This is a genomic window from Nocardia sp. GP40 (assembly GCF_050434125.1).
Classification (GTDB): Bacteria; Actinomycetota; Actinomycetes; order Mycobacteriales; family Mycobacteriaceae; genus Nocardia; species Nocardia albiluteola.
The window spans coordinates 38817-60591 of sequence record NZ_JBNPVW010000012.1 but is presented as its reverse complement, the minus strand read 5'-3'; the positions used below and the strand labels follow the sequence as shown (position 1 = coordinate 60591).

The following is a 21775-nucleotide window of genomic DNA, read 5'->3' as shown; positions in this document are numbered from 1 at the left end:
TGCTCCGGCGATCAGCCGGTCGGGGTCAGCCGGGCCGGCCGCAGGGCCGCGAAGATCCGGTCGGGGGTGAGCGGCAGCTCGCGGTATCGGACGCCGGTCGCGTCGTACACCGCGTTCGCCATGGCCGGCGCCACCGGATTGATGCAGGATTCGCCGATCCCCTTGGCCCGTACCGGGCCCACCGAATCGGTCGAGCCGACCACGATGACCTCGGTGCGCGGCGCATCGGCATAGGTCGGGATGCGGTAGTTGCGCAGCGTCGGGTTGACCACGACGCCGTTCTCCATGAGATGGTGTTCGGTCAGGACGGCGCCGAGGCCCTGGACCACGCCGCCCTCGATCTGACCGCGAACCTGTGCGGGATTGATGACGACCCCGGCATCGGCGGCCTGCACGCTGTAGAGGACGCGGATCTCACCGGTGATTCGGTGCACCGCAATCCGGAAGCCGTGCGCATTGCAGGACACGCTGCGCGGCGAGCCGTACGCCTTGCGTGATTCGGTCAGCCGCCCACCCCGGTCCCGGGCGGCCACCGCCAGTTCGGCCAGCGGAACGCGGGTGTCGCCGCAACGCACCGCGTCGTCGTCCATCGCGCACGACGTCAGCACGATTCCGGTGTAGGCGGAAGCGAAGCGCAGGATCCGGTCGCGCAGCGCGGCCGCACTCCGCTGGACCGCGTTGCCGGCGACGAACAGTCCGGCGCTGGCGAACGCGCCGGTGTCGAAACGGGTGCGGTCGGTGTCGGCCTGGATAAGCCGGATTCGCGCCGGCGTGGTGCCGAGCTCGTGCGCGGCTATCTGCACGTGCGCCGTCGAGGTGCCCTCGCCGAACTCCACCGTGCCCACGGCGATCTCGTAGATGCCGTCGTCGCCCAGCGTGGCGAGCCCGACCGAGATGTGCTCGGTCGGCGGCGCGGTCTCGTGCAACGAACTGGCCGTGCCGACGCCGATCAGCCAATCCTCGCCCAGCGCCTGCCCGTTCGGGTGGGCGCGCAGCGCGGCATCGACGCGGTCGATGCACGCGCCCAATCCGTCCTCGGTGAACGACACGTCGTCGGCCTCGTCGTGCATGGACAGCAGCGCGTCACCGGGCCGGACGATGTTGCGGCGGCGCAGTTCCAGCGGATCCATGCCGAGCGCGACGGCCAGCTCGTGCATGGCCGACTCCACCGCGAACACCGGCTGAGTCATGCCGTAGCCGCGCAGCCCGCCACTGGGCAGGGTATTGGTGTAGACGACATAGCCGTCGAATTTCTTGTTGGGACAGCGGTAGGCCGCGATCGCGGAGCCACCGGCGAACAATGTCTCGCCGCCGTGGTTGCCGTAGGCGCCGGTGTTGGAGATATTGCGGAACTGGAACGTGGTCAAGGTGCCGTCGGCCCGGGCGCCCAGTTTCACGGTGATCTTCATCGGATGTCTCGTGGGGGCGGTGGTGAATTCCTCCTCGCGGGTGTACTCCAGGCAGGTCGGGCGGCCGGTGTCCAGTGTTGCCAGCGCCACCAGGTCCTCGCTGATCACCTCCTGCTTGCCGCCGAAGCCGCCGCCGACCCGCTCACAGAACACCCGGATCTGATCGGGGCGCAGGTCGAACAGGTGCGCCAGCTTCCCCTTGGCCACCCACGGGGATTGCGAACTGGTCCGCACGTGCAGCCGGCCCGCTTCCATCCAGGCGATCGATCCGTGCGTTTCCAGGTGTACGTGTTGTATACGCGGTGAGAAGTAGGTGCCTTCGTGAATGACGTCGGCGTCGGCGAAACCTTGTGCGACATCACCGATTTCGCCGTGCATCTCGAGCAGGATGTTGTGCATCGGGTCGTGCACGAACGGGTCGTGCGAGCCGTGCAGTTGCGGCGCGTCGAATTCCATCGCCTCCTCGGGATCGAATACCGCGGGCAGCATCTCGTAGTCGACAACGACCCTGCGGCAGCCCTCCTCCGCGGCCCCGATCGATTCGGCGAGCACCGCGACCACGCGTTGGCCGGCGAAGCGCACGACGTTATCCAGGATGTACGTGTCGTCGGGGTCGACGAGATGATCGGTGTGGACCGCGGTGGTGAACAGCTTGCGGGGCACGTCTTCCCACGTGTACACGCGGTGCACACCGGGCACGGCGAGCGCCGCGGTCTTGTCGACGGAAACGATGCGCGCATGGGCATGAGGGGAGTGCAGCACCTTCAGATGCAGCATGCCCTCCGGCTCGATGTCCATCGTGTACTCGGCGCGTCCGGTGACCACTCCGGTCCCGGCGGGCGCGCTCACACTCGCGCCGATCACCCGACCCGCCGTTGCCTCTTCGATCTCGCCCACGCCGTTGATCGCGTCTTCGATCGCCCGGTAACCGGTGCAGCGGCACAGATTTCCCTTCAATGCGTGCGGCAGGTCCCGCTTTTGCTCATCGGTCAGCGCGGCTGCCGTCATGATCATGCCGGCGGTGCAGAAGCCGCACTGGAACCCCGGGGCATCGCGGAACTGCTGTTGCATCGGATGCATGTTCTCGGGTGAACCGAGCCCCTCGATCGTCGTCACCGCATGCCCGTCGGCGCGGAACGCGGGCGTGATGCAGCTGTGCACCGGACGGCCGTCGAGCCAGACCGTGCACGCGCCGCAATCGCCTGCGTCACAACCCTTTTTCACCCCGAACCAGCCGAGGTGGCGCAGATAGGTTCGCAGGCATTGACCGGGGCGCGGCTCCTGCGAGAACGTCTTGCCGTTGACGGTGTAGCTCATGTCGAGCCCCCGAGTTCAGTCCGGATTTCTTCGGCGTAGTGCTTGGCCAGGTGCCTGCGATGATCCGGTGTGCCGTTGGGGTCGGCGAACCAGACCCCGGGCGGGATGGCATCGATGCGGTCCTGCATGGTTTCGGCATCGGGCACGGAATCGAACTGCAGCACAACCGGATACGTCGTACCTGCGGTGATGGTGAGCAGCAGATCGCCGGCGTCCGGCGTCCGGGTCGCGATCATGAATATCGTGGAGCGGCCGAGCTTGGTGAGGGTGAATCTACGGTGCGTGTAGCGCTTGCGCAGCGCGTCGCCGGGGATGTGGACGCTCCGCAGGATTTCCCCGGGCTGCAGCACGTTCTGATGGTTTCCGATGACGAAATCCCTTGCCGCGACCGTCCTTTCGGTTCCGTCGACGGCCCACAGCCGGTAGGTCGCGGCGAGCGCCACGGTCATGGTGACCATCGGTCCGGCCGGCAGGGACATGCAGATGTTGCCGCCCACCGTGGCGGAATTCCCAATCTTGAACGACGCCAGAAACGCCTCGCAGCTGGTGCGCAACAAGCAGGCGGCCGGCCAGCCGCCGGGTGGCTCGAATTCGTGCAGCGTCCTGATCTTGCAGGTCGCGCCGATCTCGAGACCCTCGCCGTCGGGTGCCAGGGCGGGCCAGTCGAGTTCGGTGAGGTCGACCAGCCGGCGGACGGTGGGCTGCGGCTCGGAAAACAGCCACGTGCCCCCGGCCAGCCACGCGTCTCCGGTGTGCCAGTCCGCACCCGGCCGGGGAGCGGGCCGGCGGACGACGTCGACGACGGTATTCAGATCCATACCAGCCTCCACCGGCTCGCCCTCAGGCTCCGCTGGACCGACCGGCTGGAGGGTTCCGAGTCGATGCAGGAGTCGTTTCGGACATTTCGGATACGCGGATCGAATTGTTAGACAATTCAACTTGTCTGCGGCGTCGTTGCCGATCGCGGACGTCATCAACGCTGGAAAGCTTGATATGCCTCCAGTTTACAACCACACACGAAACGTCATCGCGGCTTTATCAGGTTGGCAGTCCGGCCGAGTGGGTGTCAATACCTGTTTTGCGCCCAGGGTTGTCGATCAGAATTGGCAGCTCTGGTGAAACGCGAACTTCCTGCCGAGCGCAGGAGGGTTACCGCCGGTCGAAAGATCGACGAGATATTCGGTTGCGCGACCTTCGGCGGGGTCGTCTCGGAAGCGCGTGCGGCAGCCTGGAGGTATCAGATATACGTGCTCGCCGCGTTCCTGTAGGCGGTCTCTGATCTCCGACAGGATATCCAGGGTATCGGCGATCTCGATCGGCGGACCCGACCGGTCCGGGTTCCGGAAGGTGGTGGTTAGGGAATTCGCGGGGGCAAAATTGCCGTAGATCGCGATCTCGGCTGCCTCGGTCTCGATGGCAGCCCCTCGAATGATCTGAGTGGCGATGCTCGCCAGCCCGGCATCCCCCTGTTCGATCCCGACGGTGGCGACGAGGCAGTCGAAAAACCTTCGGGTCCCATTGGCCGCCGACGGTTTGTCTGCCGATAGTTCGGCAGCTGTGGTCTGCGTGCCGGTGCTCGTTACGGTGTATTCGAACGAGCGGCAGCGGCGACAGTGCAACTTCATGTCATCTCCACTGGTGATCGAGTAGCGTCCGGACCGACGTCGTCGGGAATCGGTGGCGTAGGGCTCGATGGTCGCCGATGACGCTGATGAAACCTTAGCCAGATTAAAGCTGGATTCGCAGTGTCGCGCCCGACAGATCTGGCACTGTTCGCGACAGATGTCACGGACCTCTCGATATCTCGGATCGAGCGATGGTTCGGCTCCGTGCCAGTGCGAGGGTTGGTGGCAGCCGGCGGTCGCAACCGGGGTTGCGCCCTGTCGGAAACGATGCGAAACGTGTCGCATCCGACGCTACCCTCGAGGTGAGCTCGAGCTTATGGTTCAACCGAGGCGCGCCGGCGAGGGGCACGCCCGGTGCGGTTCTCAGGTCCGCCGTCGGTGTATCCACCGCACGCAACAACTACTACCTTCGGAGCTTGCATGCCTGTTCTTGCAACCATTGGGACCCATCACGTTCGTCTGACGGTGACCGACATCGAGCGATCCCGCGCCTTCTACCGGGATGTGCTCGGTTTCGACGTTGTCGCGGAATCGCCGGGAAGCGCGGACGATCCGGATGTCCGGGCGGACCCGTTCCAGCTATACGGCGGATGCGTATTTCAGGCCAACGGAATGTTGCTGGGGTTGCGTCCGGTCGCCGCGACCACCGATCGTTTCGACTCGGAAAGGGTGGGACTGGACCACATGAGTTTCTCGGTCGGATCGAAGGACGAGCTGTACCAGGCAGCGGCGCGCCTCGGTGCAGCAGGTGTCGAGCACGGCGAGGTCATCGACATGGAGCAGTTCGCCATCGCGATCCTGTCGTTCGACGATCCCGACGGAATTCACCTGGAACTCACAGCACCGCTGTGAGGTGACCGTGGCGCGCCGAACGGCCCGCCGACGCCGCGAGACGGGAGTTCCGGGAGGGACTCGGTCTCGCGGTGCCCGCGGTGGGGTGGATACCGCTCGGGCCCCGCGTTCACTTCAGGACTGGGAACATCTCGGGCCATATCTTGCCGTTGTGTAGCGGTACGTTATATAACGCACCGCCATATTGGGTTGTGGCGGTTGCTCACCACCTTGCCGACACAGCTTTGATGGAGGATTGCGTGCTGCCGAGTTTCTTTGTGGCCTGGTTGTACGGTATCGGCGTCCTGCCACCGAAGTTCGAGACTCCCAACCATGAGGGGTGGGCGTCGTCCTGAACGGGAGGACGCTGCGCTCCCGGCGTTCGAAGCCGCCGGTACACCTCACAGAATCTGGGCTGTAATGACATTGGGACGGCGGGCGCTGCTGCGCGGCGCGGGGGTTGTGGGGGCGTCGCTGCTGGTTCCGGCGTTGGAGGGGTGCGGTCACGACGATTCGCTCACCTTCTTCTTTCAGGCCAATCCCGAAGAGACCGACGGGCGTATGCGGGTCATTCGCGAGTTCGCGCGCCGGCATCCGGACATTCCCGTGCGGACGGTGCTGTCCGGCCCGGACCCGATGCAGCAGATGCTCACCTTCTGCGCGGGCGGCAAGTGCCCCGATGTGCTGATGGCGTGGGAGCAGACCTACGCCGGCCTGGCGGACCGGAAGGTGCTGCTGGATATGAACACGATGTTCGGGCAGGACCCCGGCTTCCGCGACACACTGAAGGCCGACAGCATTCCCGCCCTGTACGACACATTCGGTTTCAAGGGCGGCCAGTATGCGCTGCCGGAACAGTGGTCCGGGAATTTCCTGTTCTACAACAGAAAGCTGTTCGATCGGGCCGGGATCACGCCGCCCGATCGCTGGTCGACCGGTTGGAGCTTCGACGAATTCCTCCGTGCGGCACAGGCTCTCACCAAGCGCGACGCCTCGGGGAAGGTGACCCAGTGGGGGTTCGTGGACACCTGGGTGCCGTACTACTCGGCGGGGTTGTTCGGCATGAACAACGGGACCGAGTGGACGACTCCGCGGACCGACCCGTCGCGGTCCAACTTCGCCGACGACGCGTTCGTCGACGGTGTTCAGTTCTACGCCGACCTGGCCAACAAGCACCGGGTGGCGCCCACCGTCGCCGATCAGCAGTCGATGTCGACGATGGACCTGTTCACCCAGGGGAAAGCGGCAATGGCGATGGGCGGGCACTGGCGATGGAGCACGTTCTCGAGCGCCGATGACCTGGATTTCGATGTCACCGCCCTGCCCGGCGGTCCGCGCGGCCGGGGCGGGCGGTCGAATATCGGCACGACCGGTCTGGCCATCGCGGCCGGGAGCCCGCGCAAGCGGCAAGCCTGGGAATTCGTGAAATTCGCCTGCGGCCCCGAGGGACAGGCCGTGATCGCCGAATCCGGCCTGTTCGTTCCGGTGCTGAAGTCCGCGGTGCAGTCGGCCGGCTTTGCGAAATCACATTCCCGGATCCGCAATCTCGACATTCTCACCAACGGGCCGTCGTACTCGAGTCCACTTCCGGTCACTCCCGCGTGGGAACGGATCGACGCCCTGATGGACCGCGACTTCGGGCCCGTGCTCCGGGGGACCGCCGCGGCGAATTCGCTGCGGCACGGGCTCACCCACGACACCGACGAGGTGCTTCGCAACCAATGACACCGGCCGAACAATCCGACCCGAGTGCTCCCGCACCGGCGCTCTCCCCGCACCGCACGCACCGCTCCCCGCTCGCCGGCCGAAATGCGCGGGCCGGACGCCTGTTCGTCGCGCCGAACCTCCTCGCGGTCGCCGTATTTCTGCTCTTCCCAGTGGGATTCTCGCTGCATCTGAGCTTTCAGCACTGGGATATGTTCGGGCCCAGCACATTTGCCGGTCTCGCCAACTTCCGCCGACTGCTCACCGCCGATCCGCTGTTCTCGATCGCGTTGCGCAACACGGTCGTCTACACCCTCGGAACGCTGATACCGACCGTTGTCATCAGCCTGCTGTGCGCGCAACTGCTGAACCGGCACATCAAGGGCATCGGCGTATTCCGGACCGTGCTGTTCCTGCCGCTGGCCGTCTCGGGCGTGGTCATGGCCGTCGTATGGCGTTTCGTCTTCGACACCAACAACGGGCTGCTCAACATCATGCTCGGCTGGATCGGCCTCGGCCCGGTCCCCTGGCTGGTCGACCCGCACTGGGCGATGGTCTCGCTGTGCCTGGTCAGTATCTGGAAGAGCGTCCCGTTCGCCACCGTCGTGCTGCTCGCCGCCATGCAGGGCGTGCCCGAGAACCTTTACGAGGCAGCGAAAATCGACGGTGCCGGAGAACTGCGGCGGTTCTGGTCGATCACCCTGCCGCTGATCCGCGGGGCACTGTCGTTCGTGTTCGTCATCTCGATCATCAACGCGGTGCAGGCGTTCGACCAGGTCTACGTCCTGACCGGTGGTCACGGCGGCCCGGAGAGCGCGACCTACGTCTTCGGAATCATGATCTTCCAGAACGCCTTCGCGTTCGGTGACATCGGCTACGCCTCCGCCATCGCGTGGCTGGTTTTCGTGTTCTTGCTGGCACTCACCGTCATTCAACTGCGCATTGCTCGCAGGCACGCCACGGAGGACTGATGCCGATAATCTCCCAGAGGGCCGGCGCCCGGGGCATCATGCGGGCGTTCGCCGTCTATGCAGCGCTCATCGCCACGGCGTGGTGTGCGCTCTTCCCCATTCTGTGGGCGCTGTCCGGCTCGCTGAAAAAGGAATCCGAGGTCACCACGCCGAACCTGTTACCGCCCCACCCGCAGTGGTCCAACTATGCCCAGGTGTTTCACCTGATGCCGTTCGCACGGATGTTCCTGAATACCCTCGGCTATGCGGTGTGCATCACCGCGGGGCAGGTGTTCTTCTGCTCGCTGGCCGGATATGCCTTCGCCCGACTGACATTCACCGGCCGTGAGGTGCTGTTCGTGGCCTACCTGGCCACGCTCATGGTGCCGCTCACGGTCACCGTCATCCCTCAGTTCATCCTCATGCGGATCTTCGGCTGGACCGATACCCCGTGGGCCATGATCGTGCCCGGCCTGTTCGGCAGCGCCTTCGGCACCTACCTGATGCGTCAGTTCTTCCGTACTCTGCCAACCGAACTCGAAGAGGCCGCGGTACTGGACGGATGCACACCCTGGCAGATCTACTGGCGAATCCTGCTCCCCCATGCCAAGCCAGCGGTCATGGTCCTGGCCGTACTCACCTGGGTCAACGTCTGGAACGATTTCCTCTGGCCACTGATCATGATCCAGCGCAAGGACATCTCCACGGTCACCCTCGGCCTGGTCTGGATGCAGGGTCAGTACATTTCCCAATGGCCCGTGCTGATGGCCGCGTCCATGCTCATACTCCTTCCGCTGCTCGTCACCTACGCCATCGCCCAGCGGGCATTCATCAAGGGAATCGCGATGTCCGGGTTCGGTGGACGGTAGAACCGCCGCCGGCGACCGCGTTGACCGCCTCGATCAGATAGTGCTCGCTCGCGACTTCAGTCGGTTGGACAGCACGTGCGCGTGTTCCAGGAGCAATGCGCCCAGCTCGGCGTGACGGGAGGAACGGAACCGAGTTTCCACGCCCGTCAGGCTCAGCGCCCATGCGGGACGCCCGCCGGGATCGAACACGACCGCTCCCATCCCCCAGCTTCCTTCGACGATGAGCGCCGGATTGACCGCGTACCCCGTGTGCCGTGTCGACTCGATGCGAGCGCGCAGGGCTGCCTCACCGTGCGCCTCGCCCCACTCCGCTGCCAGGTCCGTCCCCGCAAGATAATCGTCGACCTCGCGGTCCGACAGGTGGCTCAGTATCACCAGGCCGGCCGAGGCGACCCCGAGCGGGAATCGCTTGCCCTCGTACAGAACGTGCGAGCGGACCGGGAAGCTGCCTTCCTCGCTGAGGACGCAGACGGTTTCGTCGCCGCGCCGGGCCGAGAGAAACGCGCTCTCCCCGGTGGCACGCGACAGACGGCCGAGGATGTCACGGGCCTGATCGGTGATGTCGTAGCGGCTTCCTGCCGCCGCGCCGAGCAGGTACAGCTCCGGTCCGAGCGACCAGCGACCGGTCTTCGAGTCCCGGTCGATCAGGCCCTCGGCGGCCAGCGAGGTGAGCAGCCGGTGCGCCGTGGGACGGGCCAGGTCCGCCTTCTTCGCGATCTCGGTGGTGGACGCGCCGGCCGGCTCGACCGAACCGACCACTCGAAGCAGGGTTGCCGCTCGGCGGACTACATGAGATCCATCGGGTGCCGCCATGTCCCGAGAGCGTACTCCGTTCACATATTGGACACATCGACGAGCCGCGACCGGTTGTTGAACAGTTTCGGCTGTAAGTGCGAGCGGCTCTTCCGGTGATCTCCCGGAACGTTGTTCACTGGCACCCGCAAAGTTCGACGTTTATTCAGTGAACGAAGAGGAGGGTCGGTGCGGAAGGTTCGCAATACTCCGGCCGAGGCCGTGGCGGACATCGCGGACGGGTCGTCGCTCGCGGTCGGCGGCTTCGGATTGTGCGGAGTACCCGATGCGTTGATCGCGGCGCTCGCCGATCGCGGTGTTACCGGGCTCGAGGTGTTTTCCAACAACTGTGGTGTCGACGACTGCGGTCTGGGAATCCTGTTGTCGGCCGGGCAGATTCGTCGCGTCACCGCGTCGTATGTCGGCGAGAACAAGGAGTTCGCCCGCCAGTATCTGTCCGGTGAGCTCGAGGTGGAGCTGACCCCGCAGGGCACGCTCGCGGAGCGGCTGCGCGCCGGGGGCGCCGGGATCCCGGCCTTCTACACGCCCGCCGGTGTCGGCACCCTGGTCTCCGACGGCGGCCTGCCGTGGCGCTACGACGCCGACGGCTCCGTGGCGATCGCGTCGCCGCCCAAGGAGACTCGTGACTTCGGCGGCAGGACGTATGTGCTCGAGGAGTCGATCGTGACCGACTTCGCGCTGGTGCACGCCGAAATCGGGGACACCGAGGGCAATCTCGTGTTCAACAAGTCCGCGATGAACTTCAATCCGTTGGCCGCGATGGCCGGCCGGACCACCATCGCGCAGGTCGAAAAGCTGGTCGCGCCGGGCGAACTCGATCCCACCCAGGTACATCTACCGGGCGTGTTCGTGCAGCGCGTGGTGCATGTGGGCGTGGTGGACAAGCGAATCGAGAAGCGGACGGTGTCGGCATGAGCTGGTCACGGGAGCAGATGGCCGCGCGCGCCGCGGCCGAGATGATCGACGGCGAGTACGTCAACCTGGGAATCGGGCTGCCGACCCTGATTCCGAACTACCTTCCCGAAGGTGTCGAGGTAGTTCTGCATTCGGAGAACGGCATTCTCGGTACCGGCCCCTACCCGGCCGAGAATGCGATCGACCCCGACCTCATCAACGCCGGCAAGGAGACCGTCACGGTGAACCCGGGCGCGGCATTCTTCGATTCGGCGTTGTCGTTCGGCATGATTCGCGGCGGGCACATCGACACCGCGGTTCTCGGCGGCATGCAGGTCTCGCAGGACGGCGACCTCGCCAACTGGATGGTGCCGGGCAAAATGGTCAAGGGCATGGGCGGCGCCATGGATCTGGTGCACGGCGCCCGCCGCGTCATCGTCGTCATGGAACACACCGATCGCGACGGCGGCGCCAAACTCGTCGAGCGGTGCACGCTGCCGCTGACCGGCAAGGGGGTGGTGCAGCGCGTCATCACCAACCTCGGCGTGATCGATGTGCGCGACGGTGCGCTGGTACTGCGCGAACTCGCACCCGACGTTACCGTCGATCAGATCGCGGCGGCGACCGAGGCCGAGTTGATCGTCGAGCTGATGATCGGCGAGGACGCCGAGGAGCGCGTCGCGCAGTAGGGCGTTCGCCGGCCGCGGTGGACCGCCGAAGGTAGCCCGGAGTTGATTTCAGCTGTGCTGCATCCATGGGCAGCAGCGAGGTATCCATCAAGGCCACCGCCTACAATCTGACGATGCTCCGGGACGACGCGGCGAGCCAGGCGTACAGGACCGTTCGTCTTCGCCAACCGCTGAACCAGTTCCTGGCCTCCGGCTACAACGCCGGCGGAACCACCGAACGATCCCTCGATGTTGCCAAAGACGGCAGACCATTCCAGCCCAACGAGATCGCCTACGGCCAGCGCGCGATGCAGTGCTATCAACTCGCGGACAAGATCCTGTGCGGCAGTGGTGCATACAAGTGCACGACGAACAGAATCGGCGATTCCGCTGGCGGCCATGGATGTCGCGATCTACGCCGGCCGCTATTCGAGGCCCTGAGCCTGCGCGACGAGGTCGAAAGAGACCCACACACCGCCCTTGTGATACGACTCGGGGTCCTCCGAGCCGCCCAGGAACGGGTAGGGAGTGGCGATGTACACCTCGTCCGGATCGAGCGGCCCGAGCCGGTTGCGAATCGCGTTGACGTGCGGCGGCCGCAGGATGTGGGTGATGACGTTCGGATCGAACAGCACCCGGTCGATGAATTCGGTGAGGTCGGCGCACGCCCCGTAGCTGTTGAAACCAGGACTGTACGGGTCGAGGATCGCATACTCGCCGGTGCGGGTGCTCATCAGAAAGGCGTGCCCGAGGTCCGAGTACCCGACCACGGTATCGAACCGCGCCAGGTGGTCGGTCCAGGCGGGCATGACCTCGTCGATTCGGTGCGGGCCGATGAAGCGATACGGGACGGTGGTCACCGGCACATCCAACCAGAGCGGACCTCAGTGGCCGGACCTCGCCGCCGATGTGTATATCGGACAGGGTGGAACTTCGATTCGGTATTCAGCTCGCACCCACTGCAGCAGACTTGACCCAGATTCGGGCTCTCGCTCGGCTGGCCGACCGGGAGGGGTTGGATCTTCTCGGCATTCAGGACCATCCGTATGCCGGGGCGCTGGCGGACACGATGTCGGTCATCGCGACGGTGCTCGCCGAGACCGAGCGGCTGCGGGTGTTCCCGGACGTCGCGAGCCTGCCCATGCGCGGGCCGGCGGTGCTCGCCAAACAGGCCGCGACCCTGGATCTGCTCAGTGGCGGCCGGTTCGAGCTGGCTCTGGGTGCGGGCGCCTTCTGGGCCGGGATCGCCGCGATGGGCGGGCCCACGCGGACGAATCCCGAAGCGCTGCAAGCGCTCGAGGAGGCAACTCGGATCATTCGTGCGCTGTGGCACGAGGGGACCAAGGCGCACGAGACCGGCACCTACTACGCGGTGCACGGCGTGCAGGCCGGTCCGGCGCCCGCACATCCGGTCGGGATCTGGTACGGCAGTGTGGGTCCCAAGGCGCATGCTCTGACCGGACGCCTGGCCGACGGCTGGGCCGCGCCCATCCCGCATTACCTGCCGTACGAGAAATGGCAAACGGCACAGGACATCATCTCGGCCGCGGCGGTCGACGCGGGCCGAAGCCCGGCAGCGATCACCCGGATGGCCCAGTTGGTCGGCCATATCACCGAGACGCCCGGCGCGGTGACCCTGCGCGGCGAGGAACCCATCCGCACCGACGCCGCGGGCTGGGCCCGCATCCTGGCGGACCTCGCCACCGAGACCGGCTTCGACACCTTCGTCTACTGGCCCGAATCGCAGGACGAAACCAGCTCCGCCGCTGGATCGGCGAGGTGGTCCCGCTGACCCGCCGGCTCCTGCACGCCGAGTAGCGACTCATCCGGCTCCGACACCCGGGCAGCAAGTCGGCTCGGGTGCCGGAGTCAGGCACAGATTGCGGCCGCGAACCCTCCGACCTCGATCTTCTCGGCATGTCACCTGGACCTGTCGCAGGTGGAAAGCGCGGTCCGCGCCCCGATCGGCCCGCCGGCCGGCAATCGCCGCGCCTTCCCGGTCCGCGGCCTCCCGGCTCCGGACGGCCGTGCTTCCCCACCTGCACCGCCTGGTTGAGCAGCTCGGCGAGCAGGCAAGTACTGGACCGGGCATGGTGACCGCGGCGCCCACCCACCTGTAGCCCGTATGTTGTCGCCGCCGTGCTCACGAAGGCAAGCCAACCTAGCGGTCCAGCTGGAAATCCGGTGCCGTCCCGACGAGGTCTATACGATCAAGAGGCAACTTTTACCGTTTTCCCTACGTCCCGCTTCCCATCAGCAACCGCACACGCTTAAGGCTGGCTCATCGTGGTTTCACCTATCGATGTCGCGAAGCGGCTGGTGCTGGGGCTTCCGTTTCGCAGCGATCGGCTCGGGGAGACACTGCTGTCGAAGCGGATTGCGCTGCCGATTTTCGCCAGTGATCCACTTTCCTCGGTCGCGTACGCGACGCAGGAGATTCTGCTGATTCTCACCCTGGCCGGGGTGGCGTATCTGCATCTGGCGTGGTGGGTTGCGGCGGGGGTGGTCGTGCTGCTGGCCGTGGTGGTGCTGTCGTATCGGCAGGTGGTGCAGGCCTATCCGTCGGGGGGTGGGTCCTTCGAGGTGGTCGCGGAGAACCTCGGGGCGGGGGCGGGCCTGGTGGTGGCCGCGGCGTTGCTGGTGGACTACATCATGACCGTGGCGGTGTCGGTCGCCTCGGGCGTGGACAACATCATCTCCGCGCTGCCGGGGCTGAATCCGTACCGGGTGGCGATCAACCTCGGGTTCGTGGTGTTCCTGACCGCCATGAATCTGCGCGGCGTGCGCGAATCCGGGCGGATGTTCGCGATACCCACCTACGGATTCGTCGTCGGGGTGCTGGCGATGACCGCGGTTGGACTGGGGCAGACCTTCTTCGGGCACACCCCGGTCGCCGAGAGCGCCCACTATCAAATCCACCCCCAGCAGATCGGGCTGTCGGGCGCGGCGGTGGCCTTCCTGCTGCTGCGCGCCTTCTCCTCCGGTTGCACGGCGCTGACCGGCGCCGAGGCGATCTCCAACGGCGTGCCCGCCTTCCGCAAACCCAAGGCGCTCAACGCCGCCCGCACCATGACGGCGATGGGCGTGCTGGCGATCACCATGTTCGTCGGCGTGACGGCGCTGGCGATGCTCACGCACACCAAGGTCACCGAGAACACCTGCGACATCACCAATTTCCCCGGCAACTGCAACACCGACGCGCAGAAGACGGTGATCGCACAGATCTCCGCGGCGGTATTCGGCGGGCACAGCATCGCCTTCTACTACCTGATGGTGACCACGGCGCTGATCCTGATCCTGGCGGCCAACACCGCCTACAACGGCTTCCCGCTGCTCAATTCGATTCTCGCCCAGCGCCGCTACATGCCGCGCCAACTGCACACCCGGGGCGATCGCCTGGCCTTCTCCAACGGCATCATTCTCCTAGCGGTGGTGGCGGCCGGACTGATCTACGCGTTCGGCGGATCGACCACACGACTGATCCAGCTCTACATCGTCGGGGTGTTCACCTCGTTCACGCTGTGCCAGGCCGGGATGGTGCGGCACTGGAACCGCGAACTACGCACCGCGACAACGGCCGCCGAGAAGGCGCGCATCCATCGGGCGCGCATCATCAACGCGTTCGGCTCGTGCTTCACCGGCGTGGTCCTGATCGTGGTCATGATCACCAAGTTCGCCCACGGCGCGTATCTGGTGGTGTTCGCGATTCCGGTGCTGGTGGCGGTCATGGCCGGGATTCACCGGCACTATTCGCAGGTGCGGTCCGAGCTCGAGATAGACCCCGGCGAGGTCGAGACCCTGCCCGGGCGGGTGCACGCGATCGTGCTGGTGTCGGGCTGGCACAAGGCGACTCGGCGCGCTGTGCTGTTCGCGCGGGCGACGCGCCCGGACACGCTCACCGCGCTGTCGGTGAACGTCGACGACTCCGACACCCGCGAGCTCACCCGGGACTGGGAGCGGGCCGGTATGGCGATTCCGCTGAAGGTCGTGGAATCGCCCTACCGCGAAATCACCAGGCCCGTCATCGAATACATCAAACGAGCGCGGCAGTCCCGCCCGCGCGACGTTGTCGCGGTGTACATTCCCGAGTACGTGGTGGGCCGCTGGTGGGAAAACCTGCTGCACAACCAGAGTTCACTGCGACTGAAGGCACGGCTGCTGTTCGTGCCGGGGGTGATGGTGACGAGCGTGCCGTACCAGCTGCGATCCTCGCGCACGCGGTCGCCGGAGCGAATCCAGCACAGCCCCGGGGAGATTCGCCGCGGCATCACCCGAACGCACTGAGATCGGCGAACCGGCCGACCCCACCATCCCGAGCCTCGATCGCCCCGCATGCTGAGCCCTCCGAGATGCGCTGCCGCCCTCAACGGATCAGGGTGGAACACAACCAATCCGCGCCGATACCGAGCAGCAGGTACAACGCCGAGCACACCCGCAACCAGCGGGTAATGGCATCCAGGCGGCGCGCCTGCGCGCACAGCATCACGTAGGCCTGTTCCCCCACGGCCGGTTCGCGATCGATCGTGCGCTCGGCCGGCTCGCGGTCGATCGTGCGCTCGGCCGGCATGATCGAACTCGGCGGCGGCAGTTCCCGCGACCAGGCCGCGCCCGGCCCGAGCCGCCGCGGTTCCGGTCCCACCGCGGGGCCCATCGACTCGGCGGCGTACCGGGCGTCCTGCGCCCACGTCTCGGTGAAGAAGGAGCTGAACAGTATCCCGGTCGCGAGGGCGATGACGAGTACCCCCCAAACCATATGTCCTTTAAAGCATGCCGCCCGCCTTCGATCAAGCCCGCCTTTCCACCCGCCACGGCGAACTTCCCGATCGCACCGCCCAGCCTGCGCGCCTGACCGCGAAAATCCTCGGCCCACTCGGGAATCGCGCGATTCGGGCACCAGACCGAACCCGCCCGGCAGCCGCCACGCCCGCACCGACGGCTGGTCACCGTCCGCAACGGCCATATTCAGCGCCTTCTGGGGCCCCGGCGCCCGCCTGTCCCAGCACACCAAGCAGCACCTCATCAGCCGAGGCGACACGCGCACGGCCGATCACCATCCGCAACAGCCACATTCAGCGCCTCCGGACCGTCGGCCGCCTGAATCAGCGCACCAAACGGCACGTCATCAGCCGGGGCGATACGCACGCGGCCGATCACCGTCTGTCACAGCGGCATTGAGCGCCTCCACCGCCGACACCAGCGGCGCGAGGCCGGGATCCGCGGCGGCCTGGCGCAGCGCGCCGGACAGCGCCTCGTCGTGCGTGGGCCGCGCGGCGTCGAGCAGCTCCAGGCCGGCCGGCGTGACGTCGGTGTAGATGCCGCGGCGGTCGTCGGGGCACAGGTAGCGCTGCAGCAGGCCGCGATCCTCGAGGCGGGTGACCAGGCGGGTCGTCGCGCTCTGACTCAATGCGACCGAATCGGCGACCTGATTCATGCGCAGGTGCCCGCCCGGCCCGTCGTGCTGGCGGCTCAGCACGACCAGCAGCGAGTACTCGCGCACGCTGAGCCCGTGACCGGCCTGTAGCGACCGCTCGATCTGCGCCTCGATGCGGTCGTGCAGCACCGACAGCGCGTACCAGCCGTCGGCAAGCCCGGTGAGGGCGGCGTCGGCGGTCATATCTGCACCTTTCTTCGTCGGTCGCGAGGCCCGTGGACCGGCTCGGTTCCAGGATAGCCGCTCTCCGAGATATCCGGCGCTTGCAAATATAGAGCGTTTGCAATTATTGTGTGGGCTTGCAATCATCTTGTGCACAAAACTTAGGAGGCTCGTCCCATGCCACTGGCACTCCTGGCCCTCGCGCTCGGGGCCTTCGCCATCGGCACTACCGAATTCGCCGTCGTCGGGCTGCTCCCCCACATCGCCGGTGGCTACGGGGTGTCCATTCCCACCGCGGGACTACTGGTCAGCGGCTATGCCATCGGCGTCCTGGCGGGTGCGCCGATCATGACCGGCCTCGGCACCCGCGTCTCCCGCAAGCGGATGCTGCTGATCAGCCTGGTCCTGCTCGTCGCGGGGAACGCACTGTCCGCCGTCGCACCGACATTCGGCCTGATGCTGACCGGCCGGATCGTGGCCTCGCTGGCCCACGGCGCGTTCTTCGGGATCGGCTCGGTGGTCGCCGGATCGCTTGTGCGCCCCGACCGGCGCGCCGGCGCGATCGCGCTCATGTTCACCGGCCTCACGGTCGCGACCGTGCTCGGCGTGCCCCTGGGCACGCTGCTCGGGCAGCATTTCGGCTGGCGAATCACGTTCTGGCTGATCGCGCTGGTGGGGGTGCTCGCCATGCTCGGCATCGCGGCGCTGGTGCCCGATACGCCCGCGCCGCGCGATGCCCGGCTGCGCCGCGAGCTCGCCGTGCTCGCCAACCCGCAGGTGCTGCTCGCGATGGCGATGACGGTGCTCGGATTCGGCGGCGTCTTCGCCGCGATCACCTACCTCGCGCCGATGATGACCCGGGTCAGCGGGTACGCCGACGGCTCGGTCACCTGGATCATGGCGCTGTTCGGCCTCGGCTTCCTGATCGGCAATCTGATCGGCGGCCGGTACGCCGACCGTCATCTCATGCCCATGCTGTACACGACTCTCGGCACGCTGACGGTGGTGCTGGGCCTGTTCACGGTCACCGCGCACAACAAGGTCGCCGCGGCCGTCACGGTGGTGCTGATCGGCGCGCTCGGCTTCGCGACCGTACCTCCGCTGCAGAAGCGCGTCCTGGACCAGGCGGCCGGCGCGCCGACTCTGGCCTCGGCATTGAACATCGGCGCCTTCAACCTCGGCAACGCCCTGGCGGCCTGGCTGGGCGGCCTGGTCATCGCGGCCGGATACGGTTACACCGCACCGAATTGGGTCGGCGTGGCGCTGTCCGGGAGCGCCGTGATGCTGGCGGTGGTGTCGGGAGTGCTGGAGCGCCGGGACTCCGCAGACGCCACCGAGCGACCGGAATCCCTTGTGACGGCGGCACACTGAGTCCCGCCCACAGCCGCCCGCCCTACCGATTCGGCGGCCGTAACGTTTGCCCCTCCTGGATCCGATCGGTGTGTGGGCGCGGCCCGACGCTACAGTGACGGAAATCGACGATCGACGGGGACACACGGATGCACGCAGCGCAGTTGGTGGCCAATGACGCCGTCTACTACTACCTGGCCAGGTCGGGGCGCAATACCGATTGGCCGATGTGGTGGGTGTTCGACAGCGCGGACGGCCCGGCGCCGACCGCCCAGGAGGTCGTCGCGCACTTCACCACGCGCGCAGCGGTATTCGAGCCGCTGCGGCGCCGAATCCACGAGGCGCCCGGCGGATTCGCGCATCCGTTCTGGGTCGCCGACGACAGTCCGGTCGAGGATCATCTGGTGGCCCATCCGGCCGGGATGACGTGGGCCGCGTGTCAGCACGCGATGGCCGAGCTGCTCATCGAGCAGCTGGATGCGCGGGAGTGCGCGTGGCGGCTGCACATCTTTCCCGATGTGTCGGGCATCGACACCCTCACCGGCGCCGGGACGGTCGTGCTGATGCACACCTCGCACGCGCTGATGGCGGGCCCGGCGATGACGTCGCTGTCCGAGGCGCTGTTCGCCGCGACGCCGGCGCCCGTGCACATCGACGGGCAACCTGCTGCCGCGCAACGGGTTCGGGCCTGGCCCGCGGCGGTCGCCGGTGCGCTGTCCACGCCCTGGCGGCTGGCACGCTTCATCGGCGCGGTCGGCCGCGAGAACCGGAACATCGCCCGCGACGGCGGGGAGGGCTGGCTGACGCAGCGGCCGCGGACGAAGACGGCGCTGAACCGGCGCGTCGGCCGCGGGCGCGCGATGCGCACTGTGCCGCTGGATGTTTCGGCCGTCCGGGTGCCGGGCGTGACCGTCACCGCGGTCGGGCTGACCGCCATATCCCTTGCCATGCAACGGTATTTCGGCAAGCACGATGCGCCCTGCCCGGACGATCTCGCGGCCTACGTCACGATCGCGGTGCCGGAGGCGACGGTGATGGGCGTCAACCGCGTCGGCGCGGACGTGATCGATCTGCATCCCGGCGAATCGGGACTCGCGGACCGCGCCCGTGCCGTGGACGCCACGCTGCGCGCCCGCCGCGGTTCGGCGTCGAGTCCCCGCGAGCTGATCCGGCTCGGCCTCGTCGACGGACTGCCCAGCCGCAGCTATCGCGCGCGGTTCGGCACCCTGCCGGCCGCCGATCCGAACGCGCCCGACCCCGCCCACACGATCCTGACCAGCATCCGCTGCGAGCTGTCGGCGGAATTGTCCTTGCCGGGCAGTAGATTCCGGTTCGCGGGCATGCTGCCGCCGGTCTATCCCGATATCGCCCTGGCGCATTCGTTCGTCGGCGCCGACAAGGCATTCGCGGTCTCGGTGGCGTGCGATCCGGACATCGTCCCGGATCTGGACACCTACTGCGATCTGCTGGTGGACGCGTTCGGCGAACTCGCTGTGGCGCTGGCCTGACACCGTCCGCGCGGCGCGTCGTTTTCGGCCGCGTCCCGAGGCCTGCCCGATGCGTGAACCTCGCGGCAGGTGAACCTCGGGACAGCGGCGATCCACATATCCTGCGGGTGAACTCAGTCGAGCCAGGCGCCGCTGCCGCTGACCTTCGTCAGCCGGACCCGCACCAGATGGCCCTCCCCCACCGAGGGATCGGACAGGAAGTCCACGTCGGGGCCGATGTAGGCCTTGGCCAGCTCGCGCAGCAGGGTCCGCGCACCGCCCTCGGTGATCTCGGCGCGGCCCTCGGCGACCAGGTATTCGGCGAGACCGTGATCGTCGATCCGGCCCGACTCGTACGAGATGCTGACGCGCGGATCCCGTTGCAGATTACGGACATAACGCTTGTCCAGGCCGATGGTGCCGATGGTCAGGGTCTCGGCCTCGGCCTTGGTCCACACGCACCGCACGTACGGCGCGCCGTCCTCATCGATGGTGACCAGGTGAGCCAGCAGGCCGCCGTTGATACCCGCGACGGCCTGGGCGGACAGAGTGGTTCGCATCAGCAGAGACTACCGCTCGTCGATCCGGTGACCGGCTTCTCGCAGGGTCGCGGTGGCCTCGGCGAGCCGGTGTTCGGGCACCAGGACCAGATCGGCGTGATAGGTGGAGGTGACGAATACCGGAATACCGGCCTCGGCCAGCGGCCCGACAATCGCGGCGGGCATCCCGGTCTCGCGCCCGTGCTTGGCCGGATCGCCGTACAGCCCGATCCAGCTCTCCCCCTCGGCCCATGATGGCGCGTCGCGCACCACGGTCAGCCCCTCCGGCGCCCGTACCAACGCGATCCACTCGTCGTCCTCGGGGAACGTGGCCTCGGGAAAATGCTCGACCGCGAACCGGGAGGGCACGATGTGCAGGCGTTGGGCACTCATGCGGGCAATCCTAGGTGGGCGCGGATGCCATCCGGACCCCGTGTCGGCAACCCGAGAACGACTGGGCCGCGCGGGAACAGGTGACGCCGCGTCGGATCGTCGGTGCCGCGGGGCAATCTGCCCGATGCCGCGGAGCGTCTACCCGGCGCTGTGCGGTGTCCAGCTAGCGTCGTGGGGCAACTACCCAGTGCTGAGCGTGAGGTGTCGGTGGTATGCGAGACACTGGCGGTGCGCAAGGATTCGCAGCGACATGGCGAGGAGGTGGGCGGTAGATGGCCGACGGTGACGGGCCCGACGACCCAGGGCCGGATGACATGGCGCGCGACGATGTCGAGAAGCGCTGGCACGATCCGGAGATGTACCGCCATGCGGCCGGTTACTGCGTCGGCGTGCTCGTCGTCGCGGCGCTGGTGTTCGCGGGGGTCGACGAGTGGGCCGGACGCCGGGAGCCCTGCCGACAGGTGGCACATACCTTCTGCGACACCACATCCCGCATCGCGATCCTGCTCGGGCCCGGGCTGATCCTGGTCGCCGGTACGGTCGGCGCGTTCATCGCCACCTATCGCGCCTGGCAGCGGCATCGGGCGTGGCCGATCTGGCAGGGCGCGGGCTGGTTCCTGATGACGCTGAGCCTGGGCTATCTGGCGATCGGCTCGGGCACGATCATGAGCTGACGCCCCTTACGGGGTGACCCCGAGCAGCGCCTCCTGCACCTGGCGCAGCCGGTCCACCTCGCCGCGGAATCCGGCGACCGCGTCGTTGTAGAGGAATGCCTCCACCAGCCGGACCAGCGCGTAGGCGAGGGTCTCCCGGTCGATCGGCGGCCGGTAGCCGTCCTGCTCCTGTGCGCGCTGGATCAGCTCGCCCAGCGCGCGGACCGTCGCCTGATGCACCGCCCCGTCGCTGCGCGTGATCAGCCGCAGCGCGGCGGTGGATTCGTTGTCGAAATACGTTCGCACCGAGGGGTCCTCGGCCAGCCAGCGCACCGTGCGGTCCAGCACCTGCGACACCCGATGGGCCCCGCGGGCCTGGCAGCGGCGGTCCGCGGCCACGACCATCCGTTCGAGCTGGCGGGCCAGCGCCGTGCCCAGCAGCCCGTCGCGGGAACCGAACCAGCGGTAGATGCTCGCGCGGCTCACACCGAGCCCGGCGGCAATCGCATTCACATCGACGCGCTCGCCGGCACGGAACGCGGCCAGGGTGACATCCAGTACCGCCTCGGGGCTGGCCGTCGCCGGACGCCCGCGCGTTCGCGCGGTCTCACCGCGTGCTGTGTCACCGGGCGTCATTCGCCCAGCATAGGTGCCGCAGCCCGGGAGAACGCACCTCGCAT

At 67.1% G+C, this 21775-nt stretch carries 21 protein-coding genes; 11 read left to right on the top strand and 10 right to left on the bottom strand.

Features of this window, described 5'->3' with window-relative positions:
* Positions 1-11: 11 nt before the first annotated feature.
* The 3 genes from ABH933_RS31225 to ABH933_RS31215 form a co-directional block, all read right to left on the bottom strand.
* Positions 12-2726 (bottom strand): molybdopterin-dependent oxidoreductase, encoded by a 2715-nt coding sequence (locus ABH933_RS31225; RefSeq protein ID WP_429423293.1) that lies wholly within the window; start codon positions 2724-2726, stop codon positions 12-14.
* Positions 2723-3544 (bottom strand): FAD binding domain-containing protein, encoded by an 822-nt coding sequence (locus ABH933_RS31220; RefSeq protein ID WP_429423292.1) that lies wholly within the window; start codon positions 3542-3544, stop codon positions 2723-2725. Before ABH933_RS31220 ends, ABH933_RS31225 begins: the two co-directional genes overlap by 4 nt.
* 279 nt (positions 3545-3823) lie before the next feature.
* Complete coding sequence (locus ABH933_RS31215) at positions 3824-4636, bottom strand: hypothetical protein (protein ID WP_429423291.1); 813 nt, start codon at positions 4634-4636, stop codon at positions 3824-3826.
* Positions 4637-4771: 135 nt separating this feature from the next.
* Here ABH933_RS31215 and ABH933_RS31210 point away from each other — a divergent pair, with 135 nt between their 5' ends.
* The 4 genes from ABH933_RS31210 to ABH933_RS31195 all read left to right on the top strand — a co-directional run bounded on the left by ABH933_RS31210 (position 4772) and on the right by ABH933_RS31195 (position 8705).
* Positions 4772-5203 (top strand): VOC family protein, encoded by a 432-nt coding sequence (locus ABH933_RS31210; RefSeq protein WP_215919565.1) that lies wholly within the window; start codon positions 4772-4774, stop codon positions 5201-5203.
* Positions 5204-5602: 399 nt separating this feature from the next.
* Positions 5603-6907, top strand: a complete 1305-nt coding sequence (locus ABH933_RS31205) for an ABC transporter substrate-binding protein (protein ID WP_429423290.1) — start codon at positions 5603-5605, stop codon at positions 6905-6907.
* Positions 6904-7857, top strand: a complete 954-nt coding sequence (locus ABH933_RS31200) for a carbohydrate ABC transporter permease (protein WP_429423289.1) — start codon at positions 6904-6906, stop codon at positions 7855-7857. The genes ABH933_RS31205 and ABH933_RS31200 overlap by 4 nt, the downstream gene beginning before the upstream one ends.
* A 38-nt stretch (positions 7858-7895) precedes the next feature.
* On the top strand, positions 7896-8705 hold the full coding sequence (locus ABH933_RS31195; protein WP_429423479.1) for a carbohydrate ABC transporter permease: 810 nt from the start codon (positions 7896-7898) through the stop codon (positions 8703-8705).
* Positions 8706-8738: 33 nt separating this feature from the next.
* Here ABH933_RS31195 and ABH933_RS31190 read toward each other — a convergent pair whose 3' ends face one another.
* Complete coding sequence (locus ABH933_RS31190) at positions 8739-9518, bottom strand: IclR family transcriptional regulator (RefSeq protein WP_429423288.1); 780 nt, start codon at positions 9516-9518, stop codon at positions 8739-8741.
* 168 nt (positions 9519-9686) lie between these two features.
* On the opposite strand from ABH933_RS31190, the gene ABH933_RS31185 reads away from it, so the two are divergent.
* Positions 9687-10433, top strand: a complete 747-nt coding sequence (locus tag ABH933_RS31185) for a CoA transferase subunit A (RefSeq protein WP_215919561.1) — start codon at positions 9687-9689, stop codon at positions 10431-10433.
* On the top strand, positions 10430-11101 hold the full coding sequence (locus ABH933_RS31180) for a CoA transferase subunit B (RefSeq protein ID WP_429423287.1): 672 nt from the start codon (positions 10430-10432) through the stop codon (positions 11099-11101). Before ABH933_RS31185 ends, ABH933_RS31180 begins: the two co-directional genes overlap by 4 nt.
* Positions 11102-11505: 404 nt before the next feature.
* Here ABH933_RS31180 and ABH933_RS31175 read toward each other — a convergent pair whose 3' ends face one another.
* On the bottom strand, positions 11506-11940 hold the full coding sequence (locus ABH933_RS31175) for a T6SS immunity protein Tdi1 domain-containing protein (RefSeq protein WP_429423286.1): 435 nt from the start codon (positions 11938-11940) through the stop codon (positions 11506-11508).
* A 110-nt stretch (positions 11941-12050) separates the two neighbouring features.
* On the opposite strand from ABH933_RS31175, the gene ABH933_RS31170 reads away from it, so the two are divergent.
* Entirely contained in the window at positions 12051-12872 is an 822-nt protein-coding gene (locus tag ABH933_RS31170) for an LLM class flavin-dependent oxidoreductase (RefSeq protein WP_429423285.1), read from the top strand.
* Between the two features lie 494 nt (positions 12873-13366).
* On the top strand, positions 13367-15364 hold the full coding sequence (locus tag ABH933_RS31165) for an APC family permease (RefSeq protein WP_429423284.1): 1998 nt from the start codon (positions 13367-13369) through the stop codon (positions 15362-15364).
* Between the two features lie 79 nt (positions 15365-15443).
* Here the strand turns inward: ABH933_RS31165 and ABH933_RS31160 are convergent, their stop codons facing one another.
* The gene (locus tag ABH933_RS31160) at positions 15444-15833 is read right to left on the bottom strand and encodes a hypothetical protein (protein WP_429423283.1); all 390 of its coding nucleotides are present in this window, start codon (positions 15831-15833) and stop codon (positions 15444-15446) included.
* Positions 15834-16202: 369 nt separating this feature from the next.
* Positions 16203-16694 carry a MarR family winged helix-turn-helix transcriptional regulator gene (locus ABH933_RS31155; protein WP_429423282.1) on the bottom strand — a complete coding sequence of 164 codons (492 nt, stop codon included), beginning with the start codon at positions 16692-16694 and terminating at the stop codon, positions 16203-16205.
* Positions 16695-16850: 156 nt separating this feature from the next.
* On the opposite strand from ABH933_RS31155, the gene ABH933_RS31150 reads away from it, so the two are divergent.
* Together ABH933_RS31150 and ABH933_RS31145 are read left to right on the top strand one after the other, a co-directional pair.
* The gene (locus tag ABH933_RS31150) at positions 16851-18044 is read left to right on the top strand and encodes an MFS transporter (RefSeq protein ID WP_429423281.1); all 1194 of its coding nucleotides are present in this window, start codon (positions 16851-16853) and stop codon (positions 18042-18044) included.
* 128 nt (positions 18045-18172) lie between these two features.
* A complete protein-coding gene (locus ABH933_RS31145; protein ID WP_429423280.1) occupies positions 18173-19531 on the top strand; it encodes a wax ester/triacylglycerol synthase domain-containing protein in 1359 nt (452 codons plus the stop codon).
* A 113-nt stretch (positions 19532-19644) separates the two neighbouring features.
* Here ABH933_RS31145 and ABH933_RS31140 read toward each other — a convergent pair whose 3' ends face one another.
* Both ABH933_RS31140 and ABH933_RS31135 read right to left on the bottom strand, forming a co-directional pair.
* Positions 19645-20070 carry a pyridoxamine 5'-phosphate oxidase family protein gene (locus ABH933_RS31140; RefSeq protein ID WP_429423279.1) on the bottom strand — a complete coding sequence of 142 codons (426 nt, stop codon included), beginning with the start codon at positions 20068-20070 and terminating at the stop codon, positions 19645-19647.
* A 9-nt stretch (positions 20071-20079) separates the two neighbouring features.
* Positions 20080-20442: an ACT domain-containing protein gene (locus ABH933_RS31135; protein ID WP_429423278.1), complete on the bottom strand. Its 363-nt coding sequence runs from the start codon at positions 20440-20442 to the stop codon at positions 20080-20082.
* Between the two features lie 272 nt (positions 20443-20714).
* On the opposite strand from ABH933_RS31135, the gene ABH933_RS31130 reads away from it, so the two are divergent.
* Positions 20715-21116, top strand: coding sequence for a hypothetical protein (locus ABH933_RS31130; protein ID WP_245401307.1), 402 nt, complete (start codon positions 20715-20717; stop codon positions 21114-21116).
* 6 nt (positions 21117-21122) lie between these two features.
* Here the strand turns inward: ABH933_RS31130 and ABH933_RS31125 are convergent, their stop codons facing one another.
* Entirely contained in the window at positions 21123-21731 is a 609-nt protein-coding gene (locus ABH933_RS31125) for a QsdR family transcriptional regulator (RefSeq protein ID WP_215919531.1), read from the bottom strand.
* Positions 21732-21775: the final 44 nt, after the last annotated feature.

Coding starts and splice junctions, on each gene's coding strand:
- ABH933_RS31200 (WP_429423289.1), top strand. CDS start 6,904: ATGACACCGGCCGAACAATCCGACCCGAGTGCTCCCGCACCGGCGCTC.
- ABH933_RS31140 (WP_429423279.1), bottom strand. CDS start 20,070: ATGCGAACCACTCTGTCCGCCCAGGCCGTCGCGGGTATCAACGGCGGC.
- ABH933_RS31155 (WP_429423282.1), bottom strand. CDS start 16,694: ATGACCGCCGACGCCGCCCTCACCGGGCTTGCCGACGGCTGGTACGCG.
- ABH933_RS31150 (WP_429423281.1), top strand. CDS start 16,851: ATGCCACTGGCACTCCTGGCCCTCGCGCTCGGGGCCTTCGCCATCGGC.
- ABH933_RS31220 (WP_429423292.1), bottom strand. CDS start 3,544: ATGGATCTGAATACCGTCGTCGACGTCGTCCGCCGGCCCGCTCCCCGG.
- ABH933_RS31135 (WP_429423278.1), bottom strand. CDS start 20,442: ATGAGTGCCCAACGCCTGCACATCGTGCCCTCCCGGTTCGCGGTCGAG.
- ABH933_RS31130 (WP_245401307.1), top strand. CDS start 20,715: ATGGCCGACGGTGACGGGCCCGACGACCCAGGGCCGGATGACATGGCG.
- ABH933_RS31195 (WP_429423479.1), top strand. CDS start 7,896: ATGCGGGCGTTCGCCGTCTATGCAGCGCTCATCGCCACGGCGTGGTGT.
- ABH933_RS31125 (WP_215919531.1), bottom strand. CDS start 21,731: ATGACGCCCGGTGACACAGCACGCGGTGAGACCGCGCGAACGCGCGGG.
- ABH933_RS31225 (WP_429423293.1), bottom strand. CDS start 2,726: ATGAGCTACACCGTCAACGGCAAGACGTTCTCGCAGGAGCCGCGCCCC.
- ABH933_RS31180 (WP_429423287.1), top strand. CDS start 10,430: ATGAGCTGGTCACGGGAGCAGATGGCCGCGCGCGCCGCGGCCGAGATG.
- ABH933_RS31215 (WP_429423291.1), bottom strand. CDS start 4,636: ATGCGACACGTTTCGCATCGTTTCCGACAGGGCGCAACCCCGGTTGCG.
- ABH933_RS31145 (WP_429423280.1), top strand. CDS start 18,173: ATGCACGCAGCGCAGTTGGTGGCCAATGACGCCGTCTACTACTACCTG.
- ABH933_RS31205 (WP_429423290.1), top strand. CDS start 5,603: ATGACATTGGGACGGCGGGCGCTGCTGCGCGGCGCGGGGGTTGTGGGG.
- ABH933_RS31160 (WP_429423283.1), bottom strand. CDS start 15,833: ATGGTTTGGGGGGTACTCGTCATCGCCCTCGCGACCGGGATACTGTTC.
- ABH933_RS31210 (WP_215919565.1), top strand. CDS start 4,772: ATGCCTGTTCTTGCAACCATTGGGACCCATCACGTTCGTCTGACGGTG.
- ABH933_RS31190 (WP_429423288.1), bottom strand. CDS start 9,518: ATGGCGGCACCCGATGGATCTCATGTAGTCCGCCGAGCGGCAACCCTG.